The organism is Algoriphagus sp. 4150, assembly GCF_031457395.1.
Taxonomy (GTDB): domain Bacteria; phylum Bacteroidota; class Bacteroidia; order Cytophagales; family Cyclobacteriaceae; genus Algoriphagus.
In genome coordinates this window covers 225,867-247,262 of sequence record NZ_JAVDWS010000002.1, presented here as the reverse complement: position 1 = coordinate 247,262, position 21,396 = coordinate 225,867, and the positions used below count along the sequence as shown (strand labels likewise).

The 21,396-nt window shown below is 42.1% G+C and carries 16 protein-coding genes and 1 tRNA gene; 5 read left to right on the top strand and 12 right to left on the bottom strand.

The genetic code is table 11. The features are described from left to right. Positions 1-184: 184 nt before the first annotated feature. Both pnuC and J2X69_RS04380 read right to left on the bottom strand, forming a co-directional pair. On the bottom strand, positions 185-817 hold the full coding sequence (gene pnuC, locus J2X69_RS04385; RefSeq protein WP_310099016.1) for a nicotinamide riboside transporter PnuC: 633 nt from the start codon (positions 815-817) through the stop codon (positions 185-187). A gap of 195 nt (positions 818-1,012) precedes the next feature. Then, the gene (locus J2X69_RS04380; protein ID WP_310099012.1) at positions 1,013-1,564 is read right to left on the bottom strand and encodes a hypothetical protein; all 552 of its coding nucleotides are present in this window, start codon (positions 1,562-1,564) and stop codon (positions 1,013-1,015) included. Positions 1,565-1,824: 260 nt separating this feature from the next. Between J2X69_RS04380 and uvrA the strand changes: the two genes are divergently transcribed. The 5 genes from uvrA (at position 1,825) to J2X69_RS04355 (ending at position 6,662) form a co-directional block, all read left to right on the top strand. Then, positions 1,825-4,641, top strand: coding sequence for an excinuclease ABC subunit UvrA (gene uvrA / locus J2X69_RS04375; RefSeq protein ID WP_310099009.1), 2,817 nt, complete (start codon positions 1,825-1,827; stop codon positions 4,639-4,641). A 528-nt stretch (positions 4,642-5,169) separates the two neighbouring features. Then, positions 5,170-5,700: a hypothetical protein gene (locus J2X69_RS04370; protein WP_310099006.1), complete on the top strand. Its 531-nt coding sequence runs from the start codon at positions 5,170-5,172 to the stop codon at positions 5,698-5,700. A gap of 51 nt (positions 5,701-5,751) precedes the next feature. Next, positions 5,752-5,826, top strand: a tRNA-Val gene (locus J2X69_RS04365). A gap of 112 nt (positions 5,827-5,938) precedes the next feature. After that, on the top strand, positions 5,939-6,349 hold the full coding sequence (locus tag J2X69_RS04360) for a nucleotidyltransferase substrate binding protein (RefSeq protein ID WP_310099004.1): 411 nt from the start codon (positions 5,939-5,941) through the stop codon (positions 6,347-6,349). Further along, entirely contained in the window at positions 6,339-6,662 is a 324-nt protein-coding gene (locus J2X69_RS04355) for a nucleotidyltransferase domain-containing protein (protein WP_310099001.1), read from the top strand. Before J2X69_RS04360 ends, J2X69_RS04355 begins: the two co-directional genes overlap by 11 nt. A 64-nt stretch (positions 6,663-6,726) precedes the next feature. Here the strand turns inward: J2X69_RS04355 and J2X69_RS04350 are convergent, their stop codons facing one another. From J2X69_RS04350 to J2X69_RS04305, 10 genes are all read right to left on the bottom strand, one after another. Then, positions 6,727-7,128: a nuclear transport factor 2 family protein gene (locus tag J2X69_RS04350; RefSeq protein ID WP_310098998.1), complete on the bottom strand. Its 402-nt coding sequence runs from the start codon at positions 7,126-7,128 to the stop codon at positions 6,727-6,729. Positions 7,129-7,358: 230 nt separating this feature from the next. Then, complete coding sequence (locus J2X69_RS04345; protein ID WP_310098995.1) at positions 7,359-7,964, bottom strand: Crp/Fnr family transcriptional regulator; 606 nt, start codon at positions 7,962-7,964, stop codon at positions 7,359-7,361. A gap of 154 nt (positions 7,965-8,118) precedes the next feature. Next, on the bottom strand, positions 8,119-8,352 hold the full coding sequence (locus J2X69_RS04340; protein WP_310098992.1) for an AAA family ATPase: 234 nt from the start codon (positions 8,350-8,352) through the stop codon (positions 8,119-8,121). 155 nt (positions 8,353-8,507) lie between these two features. Continuing rightward, entirely contained in the window at positions 8,508-9,413 is a 906-nt protein-coding gene (locus tag J2X69_RS04335; RefSeq protein WP_310098990.1) for a carbohydrate kinase, read from the bottom strand. Further along, positions 9,406-10,749 (bottom strand): sugar porter family MFS transporter, encoded by a 1,344-nt coding sequence (locus tag J2X69_RS04330; protein ID WP_310098987.1) that lies wholly within the window; start codon positions 10,747-10,749, stop codon positions 9,406-9,408. The genes J2X69_RS04335 and J2X69_RS04330 overlap by 8 nt, the downstream gene beginning before the upstream one ends. A gap of 36 nt (positions 10,750-10,785) precedes the next feature. After that, entirely contained in the window at positions 10,786-12,300 is a 1,515-nt protein-coding gene (locus tag J2X69_RS04325; protein WP_310098984.1) for a glycoside hydrolase family 32 protein, read from the bottom strand. 446 nt (positions 12,301-12,746) lie between these two features. Next, the gene (locus J2X69_RS04320) at positions 12,747-14,486 is read right to left on the bottom strand and encodes a RagB/SusD family nutrient uptake outer membrane protein (protein WP_310098982.1); all 1,740 of its coding nucleotides are present in this window, start codon (positions 14,484-14,486) and stop codon (positions 12,747-12,749) included. A 125-nt stretch (positions 14,487-14,611) separates the two neighbouring features. After that, on the bottom strand, positions 14,612-17,761 hold the full coding sequence (locus J2X69_RS04315) for a TonB-dependent receptor (protein ID WP_310098979.1): 3,150 nt from the start codon (positions 17,759-17,761) through the stop codon (positions 14,612-14,614). Positions 17,762-17,843: 82 nt separating this feature from the next. Then, positions 17,844-18,275 (bottom strand): MFS transporter, encoded by a 432-nt coding sequence (locus tag J2X69_RS04310; protein WP_310098976.1) that lies wholly within the window; start codon positions 18,273-18,275, stop codon positions 17,844-17,846. 192 nt (positions 18,276-18,467) lie between these two features. Then, the gene (locus J2X69_RS04305) at positions 18,468-21,224 is read right to left on the bottom strand and encodes a substrate-binding domain-containing protein (RefSeq protein ID WP_310098973.1); all 2,757 of its coding nucleotides are present in this window, start codon (positions 21,222-21,224) and stop codon (positions 18,468-18,470) included. Positions 21,225-21,396 lie beyond the last annotated feature (172 nt).

Genomic DNA, 21,396 nt, shown 5'->3' with positions numbered 1-21,396 from the left:
AGATTTACGCTGAGGGCACGATGTGGATATTCCAGAATTTTATTAATCAAAGATTGAAGTTCAGATTCGGCAAATCCCTTTGCCGCAGCGGAGGATTAGAGCCTGTCCCGAAGTATTTCCGGAGGGATTTTTAAGCAAAAGCAAATTATTTCGGAAACCAGACTAAGTATGTTTATTTCTAACTCTATTTATGACCTGCCAATTCAAAGCTATTTCTATTAGCTGATTTAATCCAAGCTATTAGTCCCATTATTGCCAAAACAGTGAAGAATAGGTATTGAAATGAGGTTAAGACTAAGCCTTTGTAGAAATATAATGGTACGGCTACCAAATCCGTCAAAATCCAGAACATCCAGTTTTCCACTTTCTTCTTGGCCATCAGCCACATGCCTACAAAAGCCGAAGCCGTGGTGAAAGAATCCCAATAAGGAACATCGCTATCCGTGAAATTAGCCAGAACATAGGCTAGAATAACATAAGATGCCGCAAAAATCGCTATGGAAACTGCCCAGCCGCCGGCTTTCAGCCAAGTCACCGGAAATTCTTCTTTCCCTTCCTTGGGATGAGTCCATACATACCAGCCATAAATAGACATACTGAAATAATAGGCATTGATCCCCATATCAGCATAAAGCTTGTATTGCAGGCAAATCCATACATAAATCAGCGTGGAAATAATGCCCGTGGGATAAACCAGAATGTTTACTCTCATGGAATAATACACCGAGGCAATTCCCAAAACTACCGCAAATGCCTCCAGCCAGGTCATCTGCTGCAGACCTTCCGCAAAGCCATCAATTAAAAACTGGAAATCCATGCTGCGAAGAAAAGGATAAAAGTTGGAAGGTGGAAAAGTGGTAAAGTAGAAAAGTTCAGTCTTAGCTGAGAACAAGCTTTAGAACTCCGAGACTCTTGTTTGGCACATTGAAAAATTCGTTAATACTAGGCAGCATAATTAAAAAGCCTCCCAAATGTGGAAGGCCTCAATCAAAGTCAGCAGTATTGCTGATCGCTATTCCTTAAAGTCTTTGACTAGAGAATAAATAGGCTTTTCTCCATCTCTTCGCATATCCCAAATAAGATCTTCATTAAGCCAAAGTTTTTTAACTATAACAGAGTTGGACATATAACTAAATTCAGCCTCCAATATATCAATTGTCCCATCTTTCCATTCCAAATAAGTAGTTGGTAATTCTTCATTCTCAGAAGAATTTAAGATAACATGTAAGATGTACCTATCCACTCCAGCCAAAGGTTCCGGTTCGGTTATTCTAGGAAAACTACTCATGTGTGAAATCCTTGGGTCAAATACCTTCACCTTTTCCCCGTTTAGCAAAAAATAGACATCAAAATCAGAAACTTTAATACTTTCCGGATTTTTGGGGTCAAGTAAATCTACATTTTCCTTATTGACTACCTCAAAGGAAAAAGAGGTATCAATGTTGGTGCATCCACACGGCTCTTCCTGTCCATTACAAGACAAACCTATAATTAACGGAATTAAAACGCATAAACTCCTGCTGAAAATCCTCATAATTTCAACTTTAAACAAAAACTGCTTCAAAATAATGATAAATCAAAACATACGACAAAAAATCACATTGTCATGAATTACAATACAACTATATGACGGTCAACTCCTGATGAATGCTACAACGAATCAACCTACTAGCAACTCACGTCGGGTTGATTTAACAGTGATAAACTTCCGATGCTTATATGAACCAATCGCCAAACCTAGCCTTCTTCTTTATAGCAGACAATTTACCACAAGCTTAAAACTTTCCGAGGAGTTCCTCTGTTCCTTTCGTAACTTTGCCAGCTATGACTTTGAGCACTTTATCAGCTAAAACAGACATCGACTCACTCGATCCCAAAGAATTTATAATCATCAAAAACGCACGGGTGAACAACCTAAAAAGCCTGAGCGTCGCGATTCCCCGAAATAAATTTGTCGTGGTGACAGGGCTTTCCGGTTCCGGAAAATCTTCTCTTGCCTTCGATACGCTTTTTGCCGAAGGCCAACGCATGTATGTGGAAAGTCTGAGCTCCTACGCCCGGCAATTCCTGGGCAGAATGGAAAAGCCTGATGTGGAATACATCAAAGGCGTGGCCCCAGCTATCGCAATCCAGCAAAAAGTCAACACCAAAAATCCCAGATCAACTGTCGGAACCACTACGGAAATCTATGATTATCTGAAGCTGCTTTTCTCCAGAATAGGCAAAACCATCTCTCCGATTTCCGGTAAGGAAGTAAAACACCACACCGTCACGGATATAGTGGATTACATTCAGTCTTTCGAAGAAGGATCAAAAGTGATGATCTCCTGCCCACTCCAAATTGAGCGGGGAAGAAAGATTAATCAGGAGTTGGAATTGCTTCTACATAAGGGCTATACGAGGATATTAATCGATGACGAAGCTTACTTTGTGGAAGATCTGCTTCAGGAGAAAAAAATCCCAAAAGGGAATTATGAGATCCTGATCGACCGGGTAGCGGTGCATAAAGAAGACGAGGATAACCAGTTTCGAATTGCTGATTCTGTTCAGACTGCACTTTTCGAAGGTCATGGAGATTGCAAAATCACCATTCCGGAGATAGAGACCAAGAGCTTTTCTGACCGCTTCGAACTTGATGGAATGCAGTTCGAAATACCTTCGGTAAATTTCTTCTCTTTCAACAATCCCTATGGAGCTTGCAAAACATGCGAAGGTTTTGGAAATGTGCTGGGAATTGATCCGGACTTGGTCATTCCTGAAAAGGACCTTTCGGTTTACGAAGGGGCTATTGCACCTTGGCGTGGAGAATCGTCACGCAATTGGGTGGAGCCTCTTTTGAAAAAAGGAATTGAATTTGATTTCCCTATCCATAGGGCATATGAGGATTTGAATGATAAGGAAAAAGCGCTCCTTTGGACTGGAAACAAATATTTTAAAGGATTGGATGATTTTTTCCAAGATCTGGAAACCAAAACTTATAAGATTCAATATCGGGTGATGCTTTCTAGATTCCGTGGACGCACGACTTGTCCGGATTGTAGAGGCACGCGCTTGCGCAAAGATGCTTCCTATGTGAAAGTGGATGGAAAATCCATTCAGGACATCGTATTGATGCCGATAGATGAAGCCTTACCTTTTTTCAATAAGCTTGATCTTCCGCCGCATCAGGCTAAAATCGCCAACCGTCTGCTGAAAGAAATCCAGAGTAGATTAGAATACATGGATCAGGTAGGGTTGGGTTATCTGACCTTGAATCGATTGACTTCCACCCTTTCGGGGGGAGAATTTCAGCGTATCAAATTGGCCACTTCTTTGGGATCGGCTTTGGTGGGATCGATGTACATACTGGATGAACCGAGCATTGGGCTGCACCCTCGGGATACAGACCGTCTGGTGGATGTGCTGAAATCACTTCGAGACATGGGTAATACCGTGATCGTGGTGGAACATGAGGAAAAAGTGATGAAGGCCGCCGATCAGATCATCGACATCGGACCTGATGCCGGGGTCAATGGTGGAGAATTGCTGTTTCAAGGATCTATCGAAGAGCTCATGACCTCTGCCCAAACCTATACTGCAAAATACCTACGCGGTGAGGAGCAAATCTTCAAAAAAGACGGAAATAGGAAGTGGAAAGATTCTATCAAGGTAAAAGGTGCCCGGGAGAACAACCTGAAAAATATCTCGGCCCAATTCCCGCTTAATACACTCACGGTTGTTACCGGAGTTTCAGGATCAGGCAAGTCCACCTTGATCAAAAAAGTGCTTTATCCTGCCCTTGGCAAAATGCTGGGAACGGTCATAGATGAAAGTGGAAAATATGACAAAATCGAAGGTGATTACAAAACCATTTCCCAAGTGGAATTTGTGGATCAAAATCCCATCGGTAAGTCTTCCCGCTCCAATCCGGTGACCTATGTGAAGGCGTATGATGCAATCAGAACATTATTTTCAGAGCAGACGCTCTCCAAGCAGCGCGGCTACAAACCTGCTTTTTTCTCCTTCAATGTCGACGGCGGACGCTGTGAAAACTGTGCAGGAGAAGGCATCACCACTGTAGAGATGCAGTTCATGGCGGATATTCACCTGACCTGCGAATCCTGCAAAGGAAAACGGTTTAAGAATGAGATCTTGGATGTCAAATACAAGGAAAAGGACATCTCAGATGTGCTGGACATGACCATTGACGAAGCGCTGGACTTCTTCAAAGGAAAAACCCAGATCATCAATAAACTTCAGCCGCTGCAGGAAGTTGGTTTGGGCTATATAGGTATGGGACAAAGCTCCAATACGCTCTCAGGAGGGGAAGCACAGCGGGTGAAACTGGCATCTTTTCTGGGAAAAGGCGGTACCAAAGTAGGTGATCGCATTCTCTTTATTTTCGATGAACCGACGACCGGACTTCATTTCCATGACATCAAGAAACTCCTCCATTCCATCAATGCGCTGATCGATCAGGGTCATTCGGTGATTATCATCGAGCATAACACCGAGGTGATCAAATCAGCCGATTGGGTGATCGATCTGGGGCCTGAAGGTGGAAATAAAGGTGGGTACCTGACTTTTGAGGGAACACCTGAGGATATGATGAAGGAAGAAGGGAATTATACTGCGAAGTATTTGAGGGAGAGTTTTGTGTAGAGCTTACTTGATTTTCCCGCTGATTTTCGCAGAAAAATAACACTGATTTTCGGGGATTTTCAGGTTAATTTTAAACTAAATCGGTCTGATTAGTAGTGAAAGTCTTCTGCCTTTTGTTTGTAGGACGGCCATTTTCTAGCTTGATTTCATCTACATGCCTGAGCCTTGGACTCGGACTCATTTCTAATCTGCGGGGATCTGCGATCCAAATCTCCGCTTATCTGCGGGAAAAAACCTTTCTCAAACAAACTAAATACGTTTCTCTTCTTATATACCGATCATTTGATACCCTCACTTTAAAAAGTTGGAAATAATCCTGCTCTACCTCTTTATCAGGTTTTCCCATCATCCAAAGTTCACCATTTCGCACTACCACGCTGTTAGCAATAAAAGACGAACACTACTCCTTGTTTTCTAAATTCTTAATTATCCTTAAAGGATACGTTAAGGATTTTGCAAGACTGTACAGGATTGATATATTCCACCTTGGAATCACTGAAACGGTTTTTATTTTTAATCGAATACATCATGATACACCGTCTGCTTCTCTGCTTTACACTGGCATTAACCCCTCTTATTTCCTCAGCCCAAAAAAGGGTCGAGGTCAAAGATCCTGAAATCAAGTTCAGCTATCTTCTGCCTGATGGCTGGGAGGTAAAAGATGACGGTTATGATTACGTAATTCAAACTCCTGATATAAAAAATGCCTATATTTCCCTTACCTATGTGGAGAATGCCAAAGGGTCAGACTTTGTCGAATCCCTTGGTAAAAAACCGTCTTTTGATGAGGATTTTGATTTTGAACTTCGCTATGTGCTGGCAGATGAGCATTCAAACCTAAAACTACTCGAACAAGGTAAAACAGTTATCGATAATGCTCCGGCCAGATGGGCAAGATTTCAGTCCGGAGCCAAGGGAGAAAAAATTGGTATTTTCTATATGTACCAAAAGCTTAACCAAACCTTCAAAATTACAGGTGTTGCCCCAGAGAAAGATTTCGAAAAATTTCATGTCACTATCTCTTCTATTCTAAAAAGTCTCCTTTCGGAAAAAGTTTAGTGTAGTCGCTGGCAATTTCTTCAGCATTTCAATAGATTCGCAGCACAATCAGGAATCTTAGCTCAGTTGGTTTAGAGCGCTGCTTTGACAGAGCAGAGGTCATGGGTTCGAATCCCCTAGGTTCCACTTTTTTTCCTTAAATTATATCTATCCCCTCCCTTGTCGTGAAGCTGAGATTCCAGCAAATCTAAAAATAAAGCCTTATTTTAGCTTGACTCATAGGAAAACCCACGACAAAATGTCTAAAGATGATATACGCTGGAAACAACGATTCTCTAATTTCGCCAAAGCAATGAATCATCTGGAAAGCGCATTACAGATTGAAAGCCCTGATATCGTTCAGAAAGCAGGAATTATCCAGTTTTTTGAGATGAGTTTTGAATTAGCGTGGAATATGGTGAAGGACTATTTGGAAGATCAGGGCTTTGTGGATATCAAATCGCCAAGAAGTGCTTTAAAGAAAGCATTTGAGATGAATATCCTAGAAAATGGACACGATTGGATGGATTTATTGCAGGACAGAAACCTGACTGCACATACTTATGATGAGCAAAAGGCAACTGATATGGAGCAACTGATCAGCAATAAATATTTTCCCTTGTTGAAAGCTTTGCGTGATAGTTTCAAACAAAAGGTAGATGAAAAATAAATTTGGGCTTTTGGATACGGATCTGGAAGCTATTCTTAGTGTGCTGGGCGATCATCCAAAGGTAGAAAGCGCATCTATTTTTGGAAGCCGTGCCAAGGGAAATTTCAGAAATGGCAGTGATATCGACATTGCCCTTAAAGGGGAAAAACTGGATTTTGACACGGTGAGCCAAATCAGCTATTGGCTGAACGAAGAGACCAATATGCCTTACAAGTTTGATGTGGTAAACTATCATTCGATCAAAGAACCTGAATTATTGATGCATATTGATCGGGTAGGAATTGAGGTTTATAGTCGAGAGTTAACCTCTTAGTACGACCCCAGCCTTGCGATAAATCCATTGCGGTCTTAAGACTGCATTTTTATAAATCCAACCACTAAGTGGAGGCCTTAGTAAAAAAAACATCGACCATATGTTGATCCTGTGGGAAATTGAAAACCTCGACAATCTTATTATCCTCAATCTTCCACAGCAAGCAAGACATTGCATTTAGTACCACAGAGCCACTGGATGTACTCCAGTTTCTATGACAATCGACTACATAATTGTCATTTACACCCATTACAACCTGCTCGGCTTTGAACCCGAATTGGTTGAGTTTTTCCAAATATCCCATAAGTTCCAGAATGCCATTTTTCGTCCCGCTAAATGGATGCTTTCCGGGAATATGCCACTTAATATCTTGTGACATTACCTGCTTCATTCCTTCAAAATCAGCAGTTGAATAGGCTTTGAAAAAGCGCTCGATTAATTGAATGTTAGGATGCTTTCCGTTCATTTTTCTCAGTTAAGTTTTACAAAACTACCGCGTCCAAATCCCAAAAAACTTTAACTACATTAAGATTTTTATGTATATCCGCTTTTCTGCCAGTAAAGCAATAAAAGCATCATAGGATTTGGTGAACTTCTCATTAAGGTCACTTCGGTCATCCGTCATCGGCCAGTCTCGCCGTGGCGGGTCTTCCAGCAGCAAAACAAAGAAAATATGTTACTGGCAATTCCGGATAATCATAATGTTTCATATTTCTTTCTCCTTTCCATCTGATTGAAATACTCCGGAGAAACCCCTAAAAAGGAAGCAATCCTTTTCTGAGATAGGCGGTCTCTGATCACAGAATATTTTTGGCAAAACAAGGCATAACGCTGCTCTGCCGATTGTGCTAATTGCTGGATGATCCGTTCATTTGCAGCGATACTCGCATTCTCGCTAAGCGTTCTGAAATAATTCGAAAAAGGCTGGGAGTTCGCCAATAATTCGTCCAGAGAAGTTTTTGATATTTCAAGCAAAATAGAATCCTCCAACGTTTCGATCCTCATAATTGAAGGAGTTCTGGACGTAAAGCTTTTGAAATCACCCACCCACCAATTTTCATGGGGAAAATTCAGCGTATATACTTTTCCTGACTCGTCCGGCACGGAACTTTGAAATAGGCCCGAAACAACAAAGTTTTCGAAGCGACAAATATTTCCAGGTTCAAGGAGATCGGTTTTCCTTCCTATTCTTTTAATAGAAAAGTAGCTGCTAATATGAGCCATTTCGGAATCTCCGATTTTGACATGTTTTTCAATATGCGCCCTGAATTTCCTAAAATATTTCTCTGACTCTTTATTCATAAATCCAATCAACTATTTCAATTTAACTACTTGTATGCTCCTTAGCGCAAGTCTCACGACTTTGTGCTCGATTCATTGCAGTCTTCAGACTGCCTTACCCAGAATCTGACCTAAGCAAAAAGAAGTCTAGAGACTTCATTATCGTAGGTTCAAGTCATGAGAACCAGAACGCTTTAATAAAAAGCTCCACATCCATCAATTTGGCGCGATCAGAAGCTTTTTCCAGATCAATATAAATACTATCCTTGTCGAGATTCAGATTCTTGACAAGTGTAGTTTTACCCACTTGTCTAGGTCCCAAAGGCCCAATTGTAGGGAAAATCAAAAGATATTCCTGAAGCAAAGGAAGTATTTGCCTGTTTTTTACCATGAAAATCGAAAGTTTCATTTACAATCTTCATGGTAAATTGTAAAAGACACCTGTCCTAAATACTCGGATATCAGCCTAGTTTGAAGAAGTCTGATGCCACGAATCTCCCTCTCAAATCCACTTAGGTGGACTATTGCTCCATCAGAGAAGTATTATAACCCTGCAAAGCTCTCTTATTCTACAGGTTTAATGAATTCCTCCAGCTTATATTTTGGGGTTCCACCTTGCTGAGTGGCCACATATGCCCCCAGTGTACAGGAAAAGTCTAAAATTTCCCTTGGCTTTTTACCTTCCAGATACATCTTCACAAACCCACTTAAGAATGCATCTCCTGAACCTATTGTGTCCTCTACCTGTATCTTGTACCCATCATGTTTTGTGATCTCTCCTTGGCAATATAGCATAGCCCCATTACTCCCAAGTGTGATACAGATGATTTCAATAGGATATTTTGCAACCATAAAATCACAAAATATTTTTACAGAATCCACTTGGCTTTTACAGCCATTTACGTTCTTAACTTCAAAATAATCAGCTAGAAACGCTAATTCATCTTCATTGATTTTTAAAATATCAGCATAGCCCAGCAAGCTTTCTATCTTGTCAAAATCAATAAAAGGTTCACGTAGATTGATGTCAAAAACGGTCAACACAGGTTGTTGGACGAGGTGATAGAGTGTTTTCCAAGAAAATTCATTTCTTACCGCAAGACTGCCAAACACCAAGGCATCCGCTTCTGCTACTGCCTGTAGATTTTCTTCTGTCAGATCAATAAAATCCCAAGCAGATGGGGCTACAATATCATATTTGATATTTTCCTTATTCGTTTTATCTACTAAGACCATACCTGTAGGATGCTCCAAATCTTCTTGGATTAAATCCTGTTTCAGGCCGTAGCTTTTGACGAAATCAAGGAGTTTACTTCCATGTTCATCTTTTCCTAACCTTGAGATCATTTGTACATCCAGCCCCAATTGCTTCAAATGCAAAGCAACATTCATTGGTGCACCACCTGCTGTCTCGAAATCAGGAAAACAATCCCACAGCATCTCTCCAAAACACACAATTTTCTTAGTCATGGCCTTTTTGTAAATCTTTCTGAATCTTTTCAAGAGATCTTCCTTTGGTCTCAGGCATCCTCACCGCAACCCAAATGAGTTGCACTACCATCATCAATCCAAAAAATGCGAAAATACTCCCTGCTCCATAGCGATTGGCTACCAGAGGGAAAATATTTGCAATCAGCGCAGCCAAAACCCAATGGGTGAAAGATCCCATAGACTGCCCATAAGCCCGAAGTTCGTTAGGAAAAATCTCCGAGATAAACACCCATATCACAGACCCCTGTCCTATAGCGTGGGCGGCAATAAAGGCAAATACAAAATAGGGCAATAAGCTGCTTTCTATCGCCCCTCCAAAATAGCTATAAGCCATCAAGGAGAGAGAAATAATATAACCTACAGAACCAATATACATCAGCATTTTTCTGCCGATTTTGTCAATCAGATACAGCCCCAGCATGGTTGCAACCAAATTGATCGCTCCTATCCCTATGGTAGAAATCAAGGCTGTCTCATTTGCGATACCTGCAGATTCGAATATCCTTGGGGCAAAATATATAATCGCATTGATCCCTGACAACTGATTGAAACAGGCCATCAAAATTGCCATAAAGCTGATGTTCCGAAATCTGGCACTAAAGAGCATCGATACGGTCACTTTCCCCCTGATCTGCTTGCTTTCTTCAATAGCTAGAGCCATCGCTTCATCAACCCCTTCAGGATCTGTTCTGGTCAAAATAACCCTGGCTCCATCAAAATCTTTCTGCTTTGCAATCAGCCATCTTGGACTTTTTGGTACTTTAACAATCAGCGCAGTATAAATCAATGCAGGTATAACTTCCACCCCGAGCATCCATCTCCAAGCATCACTCAGATTCGCAGTACCAATGAGGTAGTTGGAAAAATAGGCCATCAATATCCCGAAAACAATGTTGAACTGGTAGAGTGCAACGAGCTGTCCCCGTCTGTTGGCCGGAGCGATTTCAGAAATATACATGGGGGCTACCACAGAGGAAGCTCCTACTCCCAATCCTCCCAAAAATCTAAAGAACATAAAGGAATTGATATCCGGTGCCAACGCAGATCCCAAAGCAGACACGAGGTAAAACACCCCTATCCATAGCAGCGATGCTCTCCTCCCAAATCTATCCGCAGGTATAGCCCCAAAGAGGGCTCCTATGACCGTGCCGTATAGGGCAATGGCTACAGCCAGTCCATGCTTAAGGTCTGACAATCCCCACAGCATCTGAATGTCCCGTTCTGCGCCGGATATCACAGCGGTATCAAATCCAAATAAAAATCCACCCAATGCCGCTGTGATGGAAAGAAAAAGCACGTAGTTTTTGCTTTGCATTATATCTTATTATTTCTGCTTTCTAAGTATTTTAATTCACCAAACTGATTTTAGTGTATGAATTTTCACGGTTTCGTTAAATCCATTTGTCGTTAACTTGGTGTATGGTGATTCCGGAAATAGAATCTCCGTCAGAACAAGCTCTCCGTTATTGAAAAACAACTCCAAGGAAGATCTGTCTATAAATACCCGGAGCTTCTTCAAATCCAAGCCTAAATCAGGCGCGGTGTGGAGGTTTACAAACTCTTCGCTAAACCCTGTCAGACCGGACAGGCTTCTATCCACAGAAATCTCATTTCCTTTCTTGCTAACGGTTACTTTTTCGCCATTATCATTGGACAAAATCAGTTCAAATTCATCTGAGTCCAGTTCCAATTCCAGTTCAGTAAGTTCATTGGAAATACTGATTTCCTTTCCTTTGAGCGATTCAGGTAAAGCCCTGATTTTTTCGATCTCCTCTACAGGTCTTGACGCTAATAAATAGTTGCCTTTGCTGCCAAAAATCTCCAACGATCTCGGTAAAGTATTGGCAGACCTCCAGATTTCGGTAGGTACCTGATTGGCATACAGCCAATTACTCATCCAGCCAATAAACAGCCTTCTTCCATCCTCCTTAGGTACATTGGACCAAGTCACTCCCGCATAGTTGTCCGCTCCGTAATCAAGCCATTTTACCTGCTCATCATCTGCCCTGAAATTTTTCCCATCAAAATCCCCTATGAAATATTGGGTAGCAGAACCTCCATTGGGGCCTCCTGGATTGATACTCACAATAAGCACCCATTTATCACTTCCCTCAGGGGTCTTCAGCTTAAACAAGTCTGGGCACTCCCAGACACCGCCATAGGCTGCCCATGAAGGATTGTAATCACTCTGATGTGCCCAGTCTATCAAATTTGGGGAGCTGTAAAAGGAGATCTTATCCTTAACGGCAAGACTCATGATCCACTGTCCACCACCGCTTTTGTCTTCGACCCAATCTACTTTTGGGTCACGGAAATCCTTGATTCCGGGATTCTTCAGTACAGGATTCTCTTCATACTTCTTCCACGTCCTTCCCTTGTCCACACTATAGGCTATACCTTGTGTTTGGAAGTCAATTTTCCCTTCTTGCTCTGCTTCCGCATTATGATAGGTGAAAATCGCTACCAAAGGTGGATTGTCTTCAGTACCTAAACCGGAAGTGTTTTTGAGATCAGCTACAGCAGATCCTGAAAAAATAGTCCCATGTTCATCGGGAAAGATTGCTATTGGCAGATGATCCCAGTGTACCAAATCCGCGGAAACAGCGTGCCCCCAGTGCATAGGTCCCCAAGTATTCCCGTCTGGATGATGCTGGTAAAACAGGTGATATTCTCCCTCGTAATAAACCATACCATTGGGATCATTCATCCAATTGGCAGCAGGGGAAAAGTGGTATTGGGGTCGGAAAGGCTCGTCAAAAGCACTTCCCCTGTCTGCAATAGTCGAAGTGTTCTTTTCCTGAGGCTGGCAGGAAAACTGTACCACTGCCAGTGCCACAAAAAGGTATTTAATATTTTTAGTTTTCATATGATTATAATTGTTTTTCAGTGGCCATATGGAATCTCGCCAGGTGAATAATCACTCCTCTGTGTGTCGTGTTCGACATGCTCGATTTCATGTGTTTATAATTTGTTTTTAGCGGTCACCCCGATTAGTCGGGGCAGGCTATGGAATCCCTGCCTAAAGGCGGCAGGCAGGTCGCATGGCAAATAATCATTCCAGTGTGAAGATGTCTCATAAGTAGGTTTTTTTGTCAGGCTGAGCGAAGTCGAAGCCTTTTATGCACTAATTAAGCCCATTTCGACTTCGCTCAATGTGACAATTATGAGTTATGAGACAGCCTCATGCTCGATTTCATAATGTTTTTATTTTGAATCTGTACAGATCATATGGTTCCCGATATACAGTAGTAGCTATATATAAATAGACTACATACCTGTGGTCAACCAACAGCATGTAGTCTATCAATTTTATCAATATCCGGGATTTTGAGTATATACCCCTTTTGTGAAGTCAATTTCACGCTGAGGGATCGGGTAGTATTCATCCCTTCCTGCTGTGAACCTTGCGTTACTTAAGAAATCCTTTCTTTGCTTCTCCGTATCCAAATATGCATTTAGTACAGGAGCGGCTTCTCCCCACCTTACCAAATCGAAGAACCTATGACCTTCCATGGCAAACTCAAGCCTTCTTTCAAATTTTAACACCTTGAGAGCAAAATCTTTACTTGGGAAAGATGCGTAAGGGGCTACTTTATAGACATCACTCGCTCCGGCTGCCAAAGGCCTTGATGTACTTTGACCGGCCCGTTCCCGAATTTGATTAATAATTGGTAGTGCCTCATTCCATTGATCCAGCTGGATCAATGCCTCCGCTTTGAACAATAACACATCTGCATACCTGATGAAATCGATATTTTTGGATGTCCCCATGAATGGGCCTTCCTTTACATAGCAGCTACAATCAGGTGCTTGTTGTTCTTTCATATTTCCGAAATACCCATAAACTCCGGGATCTCTAGCCCAAGAAAAGTTGTAAACCATATCTCCTTGACTATTGAGTGTGTTTCTATACTTGAACGGTCTGCCCGGAATACCTACAGTATGATCAAGTCTAGGATCTATTGTCATACCTGATGCCAGCGGAGTGGTTCCGTTTGGACTCACTGCATCAAATATGTTCTGGCTGTTGAAGTCATCCAATAAAGGAAGACCCTGACTTGTTGTTTTGAAGGCATTGACCATATTTTGACTGGCAAGATGGAAGCCACAGCATCCATATAAATCCGTCCCGTGTGGTGAGTTCAATCCTGTCACATAGCTAACTCTACTCACCACTGTACCGTCATTGATGGAAAACTGAACTGCCCAAATGGATTCGGGACCATTATCAAATCCATCCAGAAAATTGTTTCCATAATCAGGCTCCAAAGAGCCCTGCACTTCATCCGCATACCGGATCACATCTTCCAGCCTGTCTCTATTGATATTGACCACTTGGTGTTGATCATCCTGCTCATAAGCTTGATAAAGTCTCAGTTTAGCCAGATAGGCTGCAGCAGCGTTTCTGTTTGCCCGCCCCGTTTCGTCTTGAAACTGAGGCAAATTATCGTAGGCATACAAGAAATCCTCGGCAATTTTATCCCATAAATCATCATTGGGTATGTCATTGGTAACTTGGGCGATTTCTTCCTGAGTCAGATCCTCGGTGATGATCGGGATTTTTTTGAAGAGCATTTTTAACATAAAGTGGGAGTGCCCTCTCAAAAATCTCAGCTCTGCCTCACGGATTGTCTTGTTTGGATAATCTTCCAAAGGGATTTCGTTGATTACCCTCAAAGCAAAATTCGCTCTGGAAATGGCCTTATAGTAATTTGTCCATGTCCTTGGAGCCATGGCATCTCCCATGTCGGGAATGGTCAGGTTATATTGCTCATATCTGTCGATTTCGCCCACATCTCCCCGGCCGCCGCCTCCTTTGTAGGCATCGTCAGACCTGACACTCCCATACACCCACAAGCTGGTGATAGGCCCTATCATCTCGTCATTGCCAATCCCTGCATACGCAGCGATCACCAGTGATTCTGCATTGGCAGGTGTGCTGACATTTTCACTTGACAATACTCCCCGGGGTTCGTATTCGAGAAAATCTGAGCACGAGACCGCGCTCAAAAGAAAAACTAGAATGAAGCTATATTTTAATGATTTTTTCATGTGTTTATATTTTGATTTTCAATGGTCACCCCGAATAGTCGGGGCAGGCTATGGAATCTCGCATATGGAATAATCATCCCAGTGTGTGTCGGTTTCGACATGCTCGATTTCATGATTTCTGCTGGTTAAAAACTGATACTTAAACCCAATGAATACACTGTCGGAACAGGGATTCTGTTCACATCCGTACGCTCCGGATCCGAACCTATATAGTTCTTTGGGGTAAACCAGAAAAGGTTCTCTGCCTGAAGGTAAGCTCGCGCGCTACCCAAACGACCCACCTTTTGCGCCAAGGATTCCGGTAAAGAATACCCCAACTGTAGATTTCTGATTTTGAAATACGAGTTGTTTCTAAAAAGGTAATCCGACGTCTGTGTGTCATTAAATGCAAGGGATAGAGAAGGAATATCCGTATTGGTATTCTCGGGAGTCCACGCATTCAGCACCCCAAGTCCTGCATTTTCCCTTCCCTGAATGAAATTATTCCAGAAGATGTAGGGATCCTGACCGATTCTTCCTGTCACGCCAGAACCAAAGATTGCAAAATCAAAATTTTTGTAGCTCAAATTCACCCCAATTCCGTATTCCAATGCCGGAAGGGTAGTGCCGATGAAGTCCCTATCATCTGCATCGATAATTCCGTCACCATTGAGATCAACAAACTTGATCCCCCCGGGCCGGGCTCCTATTTGAGTTGGGCTATTGATTACATCTTCCGGATTTTGGAAAAGTCCATCCGTTTTGTATCCGAAAATAGAAAACTGGGACTGTCCAATAATGGAGTTTTGGGCTGTACCGGGAAATGCCGCCCTCACTTCTTCCGGCAAATCTGTAATCTTATCCCTGAATGCACCAAAGTTGGTATTCACCGTCAAATTTATCCCATTGCCAAACTTCTTATGGTAGCTCAACATCAGTTCCCAACCTTGCGTCTCAGTAGAAGCACCATTAAGCACTCTTTGCTGTCCTTCCCCTATCGCCGAGGCAATCGGAGGCCTAGTCAGAATATCGGTGGTATTTCTTCGGAAATAATCAAAAGACCCTGTCACAGCATAATCAAACAAACTGAAATCCAAGCCTAGGTTCACTTCTTTAGTCGTTTCCCATTTCAGATCGGGATTTTCTGCCTGGATAGAAACAAAACCGGAAGGAAGTGTCCCCGTGTCGTTTCCTGCAATGTCATAGGCTGTTCCCACGTTGTAATAAAACTCAAAAAATCCTCCTCCATATAGCGCCTGATTAGGCCCATATCTGGCTTCATAAAGACCAAACCTGGCCAAATCTCCAATCTCCTGATTGCCCACTACACCATATCCCGCTCTAAATTTCAAATCCGAAATCTGAGTGATTTGTTTGATTAATTTCTCTTCACTTAATCTCCAGCCCACAGTCGCAGCCGGAAATACACCGTACCGGTTGTTTCTGCCAAATCTTGAAGAGCCATCCCGTCTGATGGTGAAAGAGGCTAAATACTTATCGGATAAAGCATAGTCAATTTTCCCAAACTGAGATAGCAGCCTATTTCCGGTAGTTCTCCCATTATTTGTTCTGGCTCCTGTCGCAGCATCCAATACAAAGTAACTATTCGTCTCAACAGCAAAACCATCCGCAATGGCAATTGTTGAGGAAAAATCATCTCTAATTGCTTCTATCCCTGCCAAAATATCAATCCTGTGTACCCCTGTTGCTATCTTGTAGTTAAGGGTATTGGAAAACACCAAACTGGAAAACTCATTGGTATCATGGATCAGTCTATTGTTTGATCTAGTAATAAACCCATTTCTCACAGTAGGCTCAATGTCTCTTCTGAAAAACGAACCATAGTCAATCCCTACACTGGTCTTGTATGTCAAATTCTCAAGAATAAACCATTCGGCAAATACGTTCCCATAAAAATTATTCTTACGGTTATTATCCCAACGATTTAAATACTGCATTAATAGAGGGTTATTTCTATCAGAATAACCTGCTCCCAATGGCCCCGCAAACTCCCCATTTGAATCTCTAACCGGAATGGTCGGCGCTAAGGTAATGGCCAAGCCGGGAGTCGGTGCATTCCCAACATCTCTGGCTGCCGGAGTTTCATTTGAATTAGTAGCCTGCATATTGATTCCGAATCTCAACTTATCATCAAACAGATAGGTGTTCGCATTGATCCTTGCACTGAACCTTTCAAAACCTGTGTGCTTCATGATACCTGTATTCTTCAAATGCCCCAGATTGATCATCAGCGATGATTTTTCAGTATTGGTAGATACGGTAACTTCATTATTGAACAAATACCCTAATTGATATATCTCATCTTGCCAATTCGTATCTCCTACAGGGACATTCGGATTACCTCCCACAAATGGTCTTTCTGATACTGCATTCAATACCGGGTTATCAAAATCGCCGTTCCAATCAAAATTGTAAATCTCTCCATAGCCGGTATTGGGATCTGCTCCATCATTCACCATCGCCCTCCAAAGTGCCTCGCCCCTTTGTCTTGAATTCAGCATTTTGTAGCGCTGTTGCTTTTCTGATTGAATGGAAAAATTGGAATTGACAGTCACGCTTAGGCTCTCTCCACCTGATGCTCTATTTTTGGTGGTCACCACAATCACTCCATTTGCTGCTCTAGATCCATATATCGACGATGCAGAAGCATCCTTCAACACCTGAATGGATTCGATGGCCTCTGGATTGAGACTTGCAAATACTTCCGGTCTTTTGGTAGGTACACCATCGATCACATACAGCGGATCATTGTTTCCCAGTGTAGAAACACCCCTGATCAGGACTCTAGAACTGGCCCCGGAAGGATCTCCTGATTTCTCCACCATCAAGCCCGCTACCCGTCCCTGCAATGCTTGCATGGCATTACCGGAACTCATACTTTGTCCTAAAACCGGTCCTAAATCAACCGATACGATTGACCCTGTCACATCAGCTTTTCTCTGACTGCCATAGCCCACTACAACCACCCCATCTAAATCAGAAATGTTCTCTTCAAGAGCCACATCGATAATACTTCTATTGCCTACTGTCTCCGTCACTGAAGTATATCCTACAAACGAAAACATCAAAGATTCTTCACCGGAAGCAGACAAGCTATATCTCCCATCAATATCCGTCACAACTCCTCTTGAAGTCCCTTTTACAGAAACCGTCACTCCCGGGATCGCGTCCCCAAAGGTTTTGTCAGTTACCGTTCCCGTCACCTCTCTTTGTTGAGCCAAAAGAGGTGAGGCAAACAGAAATGCCAGAAAGATTAGTAAAACTTGTTTTTTCATAGAATTAAGGGGTTTATTGTTGAATTAATCACTTTTAAAAGCAGACACGGGGATCCGCTTTAGATTTATAAATAGGTTGAGTTTAAGTCGCCATAAATTCTGTCTGAATGCATTCGAGTGGCCTGACTTTGGTCTCCGGCATGAGGAAAAGCACACACAGTAGTTGTAAAACCATGAAGGATAAAAAAATGGGAAAACCCTCCCAGCACCCTATAGAAGAGAAATGTGGGTAGGTAGCCATCGCCGTACAGACAGCTGAAACAAAGAATAATAAGGCAGTCCGGAAAAGAGTGTTCTTCCTGCCAAACTTATCACAGGAGATACTTCCCAATACAACTCCCAATAGTGTCCCCCAAAGGGCTACACTCATGATAAAAAAACCGTGAAACCAATCAGACGTTTTCCACAGTGCCTTTATAGGGAGATTTGCTCCAGAAATGACCACAGTATCAAATCCAAAGAGAAGCCCGCTCAGCGGCACTATTAAAGCATAATATATTGTTATTCTATTCATTGGGCGTATTGTTGCAACCAATGTAGAGTCATCACAAAATAAAACACTTTGAATGTGTGCCTATAACTTACAAATTTGATTCACTGTACTTTTTCACATCAAAAAATGGCCTGTAGACCTCATGCAATCGATTTCGGAGTCTCAAATCAAAATCCAAGGATTTCAAATTTGTTCCAAAATTTCAATTTTGTTTCATTTATGACCTTGGCTTTCCCTGAATTCACTCGGAGTATAGTCAAATGCATTCTTGAAAACGGTAGAAAAATAAGCTGAAGTTTTGAACCCTGTTTTAAATGCGACCTCAGCAATGCCGCAGGTGTCATTGATCAATAAATACTTTGCCTTCTTTAATCTGATTTTGACGATGTAATCATTGACACTATAGCCTAGGGTAGATTTCACTTTTCTGTATAGCTGCCCCCGTGACAAGCCCATTTCCTTGCCGATCTCGTTTACACCAAAATTGGGGTCACCAATATTCTGTTCTATCAACGAGGTAAAGACATTGACAAATTTTCTTTCTGACCTGTCCACTTGAGCCGTAGGATCAGACGCCGGCAATTCATGGAGATAATGTGCTTTGATTTTTGACCTATTTGAAAGTATGGTTTTGATGCGCTCTTTGACAAATGCCATGTTAAACGGCTTGGTAATATAATCGTCTATACCTGTCTTGACTCCTTTCAGTTGATCCTCATGGGAGGTTTTGGCAGAGATCACAATAATCGGTATCGGGGATGTCTTAGGGTCAGCTTTCAGCTTTTTTATTAAATCGAGCCCATCTTCATTTTTCAGCATTAGGTCACAGGTAATCAGATCCGGCACTACGTCCAGTGCAATCGAAAGTGCGGATCTACAATCCTCAGCCTCCAAAACCCTATATTCACCCGAAAGTCTTTTTTTGAGATAATTTCTGATCTCCGGATCATCCTCTACAATCAAGATTGTCTGCGCCAGATCGGGTTGTCTTTCCTCTTCCTGCAAATCATCGTATTCAGAGATATAGGATTCATGGTCCAGAACTTGGCCGAGAGGGGAACCTTCTGACAATTCGCCCGAATTGAAATGCCCATTTCCCATCTTCAACCTAATTTCAAAGACAGTATTTTCTCCCTTGAAGCTCTTGGCAACGATCTTACCGTGCTGTAGTTCTACCAACTCTTTGGCCAAGGCCAACCCCAAACCAGTCCCTACCTTCCTCACTCCCGAACTCCCCTGATAAAATCTGTCAAACACATGCAAAACTTCCTCATGGTTCATTCCTTCTCCATTGTCTACGACCTCTATGACGACTTCATACCTTGGCATATCCCGGGAAACCTTCACATAGACAAATCCCTTTCGCGGCGTAAACTTAAAAGAGTTTGACAGTAAATTAAAGATCACCTTATCCATCATCGCGGGGTCAAACCAAAGCTTGATATGAGGCTCCTCACACATCAATTTGAAGCGGATTTGGTTGTCCTTGGCAGTTTTGCCAAATACGGACATGATGTCTTCCAAAAAAGGAATCAGGGCTTGTTGGGAGGCGTTTATGGCCATTTTATCCCCATCTATTTTCCTGAAATCCATCAACTGATTCACCAATCTGAGCAATCTGTAGGTGTTTTTCCTAATCAAAAACAAGTCGCTTTTGAACATTGAGGCATCCTTATTCTGGAGCATTTCTTCTATAGGCCCTTGGATCAGGGTTAGCGGAGTCCTAAACTCGTGTGAAATATTGGTGAAAAATTCAAGCTTTTGCTGAGTAGCCTCCTCTGCCTGCTTAGAATAGTCCATGATTTTTTGTTGCTGCTCTAAGACTTCGTCATTTTTATTTTGAAGCTCTTTATTGATTTCCTGTTTGTCTTTGAGTGACTTGAAAACATAGGCCAAGGAGACTATGGCTATGAAAAGGGTGATCCCAAACACAATCAACAGTCCCTTTTGGCTTTGGTAAATTTCAATTTGATTGGCAATCATTTCACTTTGTCTGGAAATATTTGCCTGCTGATTGATAATTCTGTCAGTCTGTTGCTTCATGATCCTCACATTGGAAGAGTCCACCGCAGCTGTTTGTAATAGATTCTCTTTCTGAAAGCTTTCTCTTTGTAAGATCTTCCACGCTACTTCTATCGCTTTATCACCCCCCGTTGGGTAAAAAAACGTTGCATTAAGAACTCCGTCAGTTACGGCTTGCAAGCCCGCATATGGCCCCGGTAAGGCATCAATCCCGATTACTTTTTTACCCCTTATCCCAAGTTCATCACAAACTTCTCTGGCTGAAATCGCCATCACATCGTTGTGGGCAAATATCATGTCAAAGCCATGGTTTGTTTGGTCTGACAGGTAGGTACGCAGTCTCTCTTTTGCTATGCTCTTCTCCCACTCCCCTTCAAGCTGGTCCACTAGTACATACGCCGAACTACCTAAAGCATCTATCAGACCCTGATGCCTATCCCTGGCAGGAGAACTTCCCCTGAGACCCCATATTTCCAGTATTTTAACCTCTTTGTCAAAAATATTTCGGACATATTGTCCTACCGTGTAGCCAATCTCATAATTATTACCCCCGATGTAGGCTGAATATTGATTTGAATTAATCTTTCTATCCACCACGATAACGGGAATGCCTGATCTAAAAATCTCCTCTACTATAGGAGTGATCGGCTCAGATTCATTAGGAGACACTATCAACAGGTCAACCCCTTGTTTTTCAAATTCCCGGATTTGCGCTATCTGTAAATCACTGTTTCCGTTAGCATCCTTTATTTCCAAGCTGAGATTCGGATAGAAAGACAACTCCCTAAACATCTCCTCGTGCATAGCATCTCTCCATGCATCGTTGGCAACACATTGGGAAAACCCTATTACAAATTTCTCCTCCCTGTGCTCTTCACAAGAAAGAAACAGTAGAGCTATAGTAGAAAATACCAGTGCACTTAATGTCGAATAGAGCAAGCTCTTCATAAATAGTTTAAGACTTGTAAAGCAAGTAAAGATAAAAAAGAATAAAGTGGGAGCCTTTTAACTATTTCATATTTGAAGTGCCCCTAACAGTCTCAACCATTGTACTCATTAAAACAAGTTGTGGACACACAATTTTGCTTTTGCTCCAACGGAAGTAATGTATATCAATTGT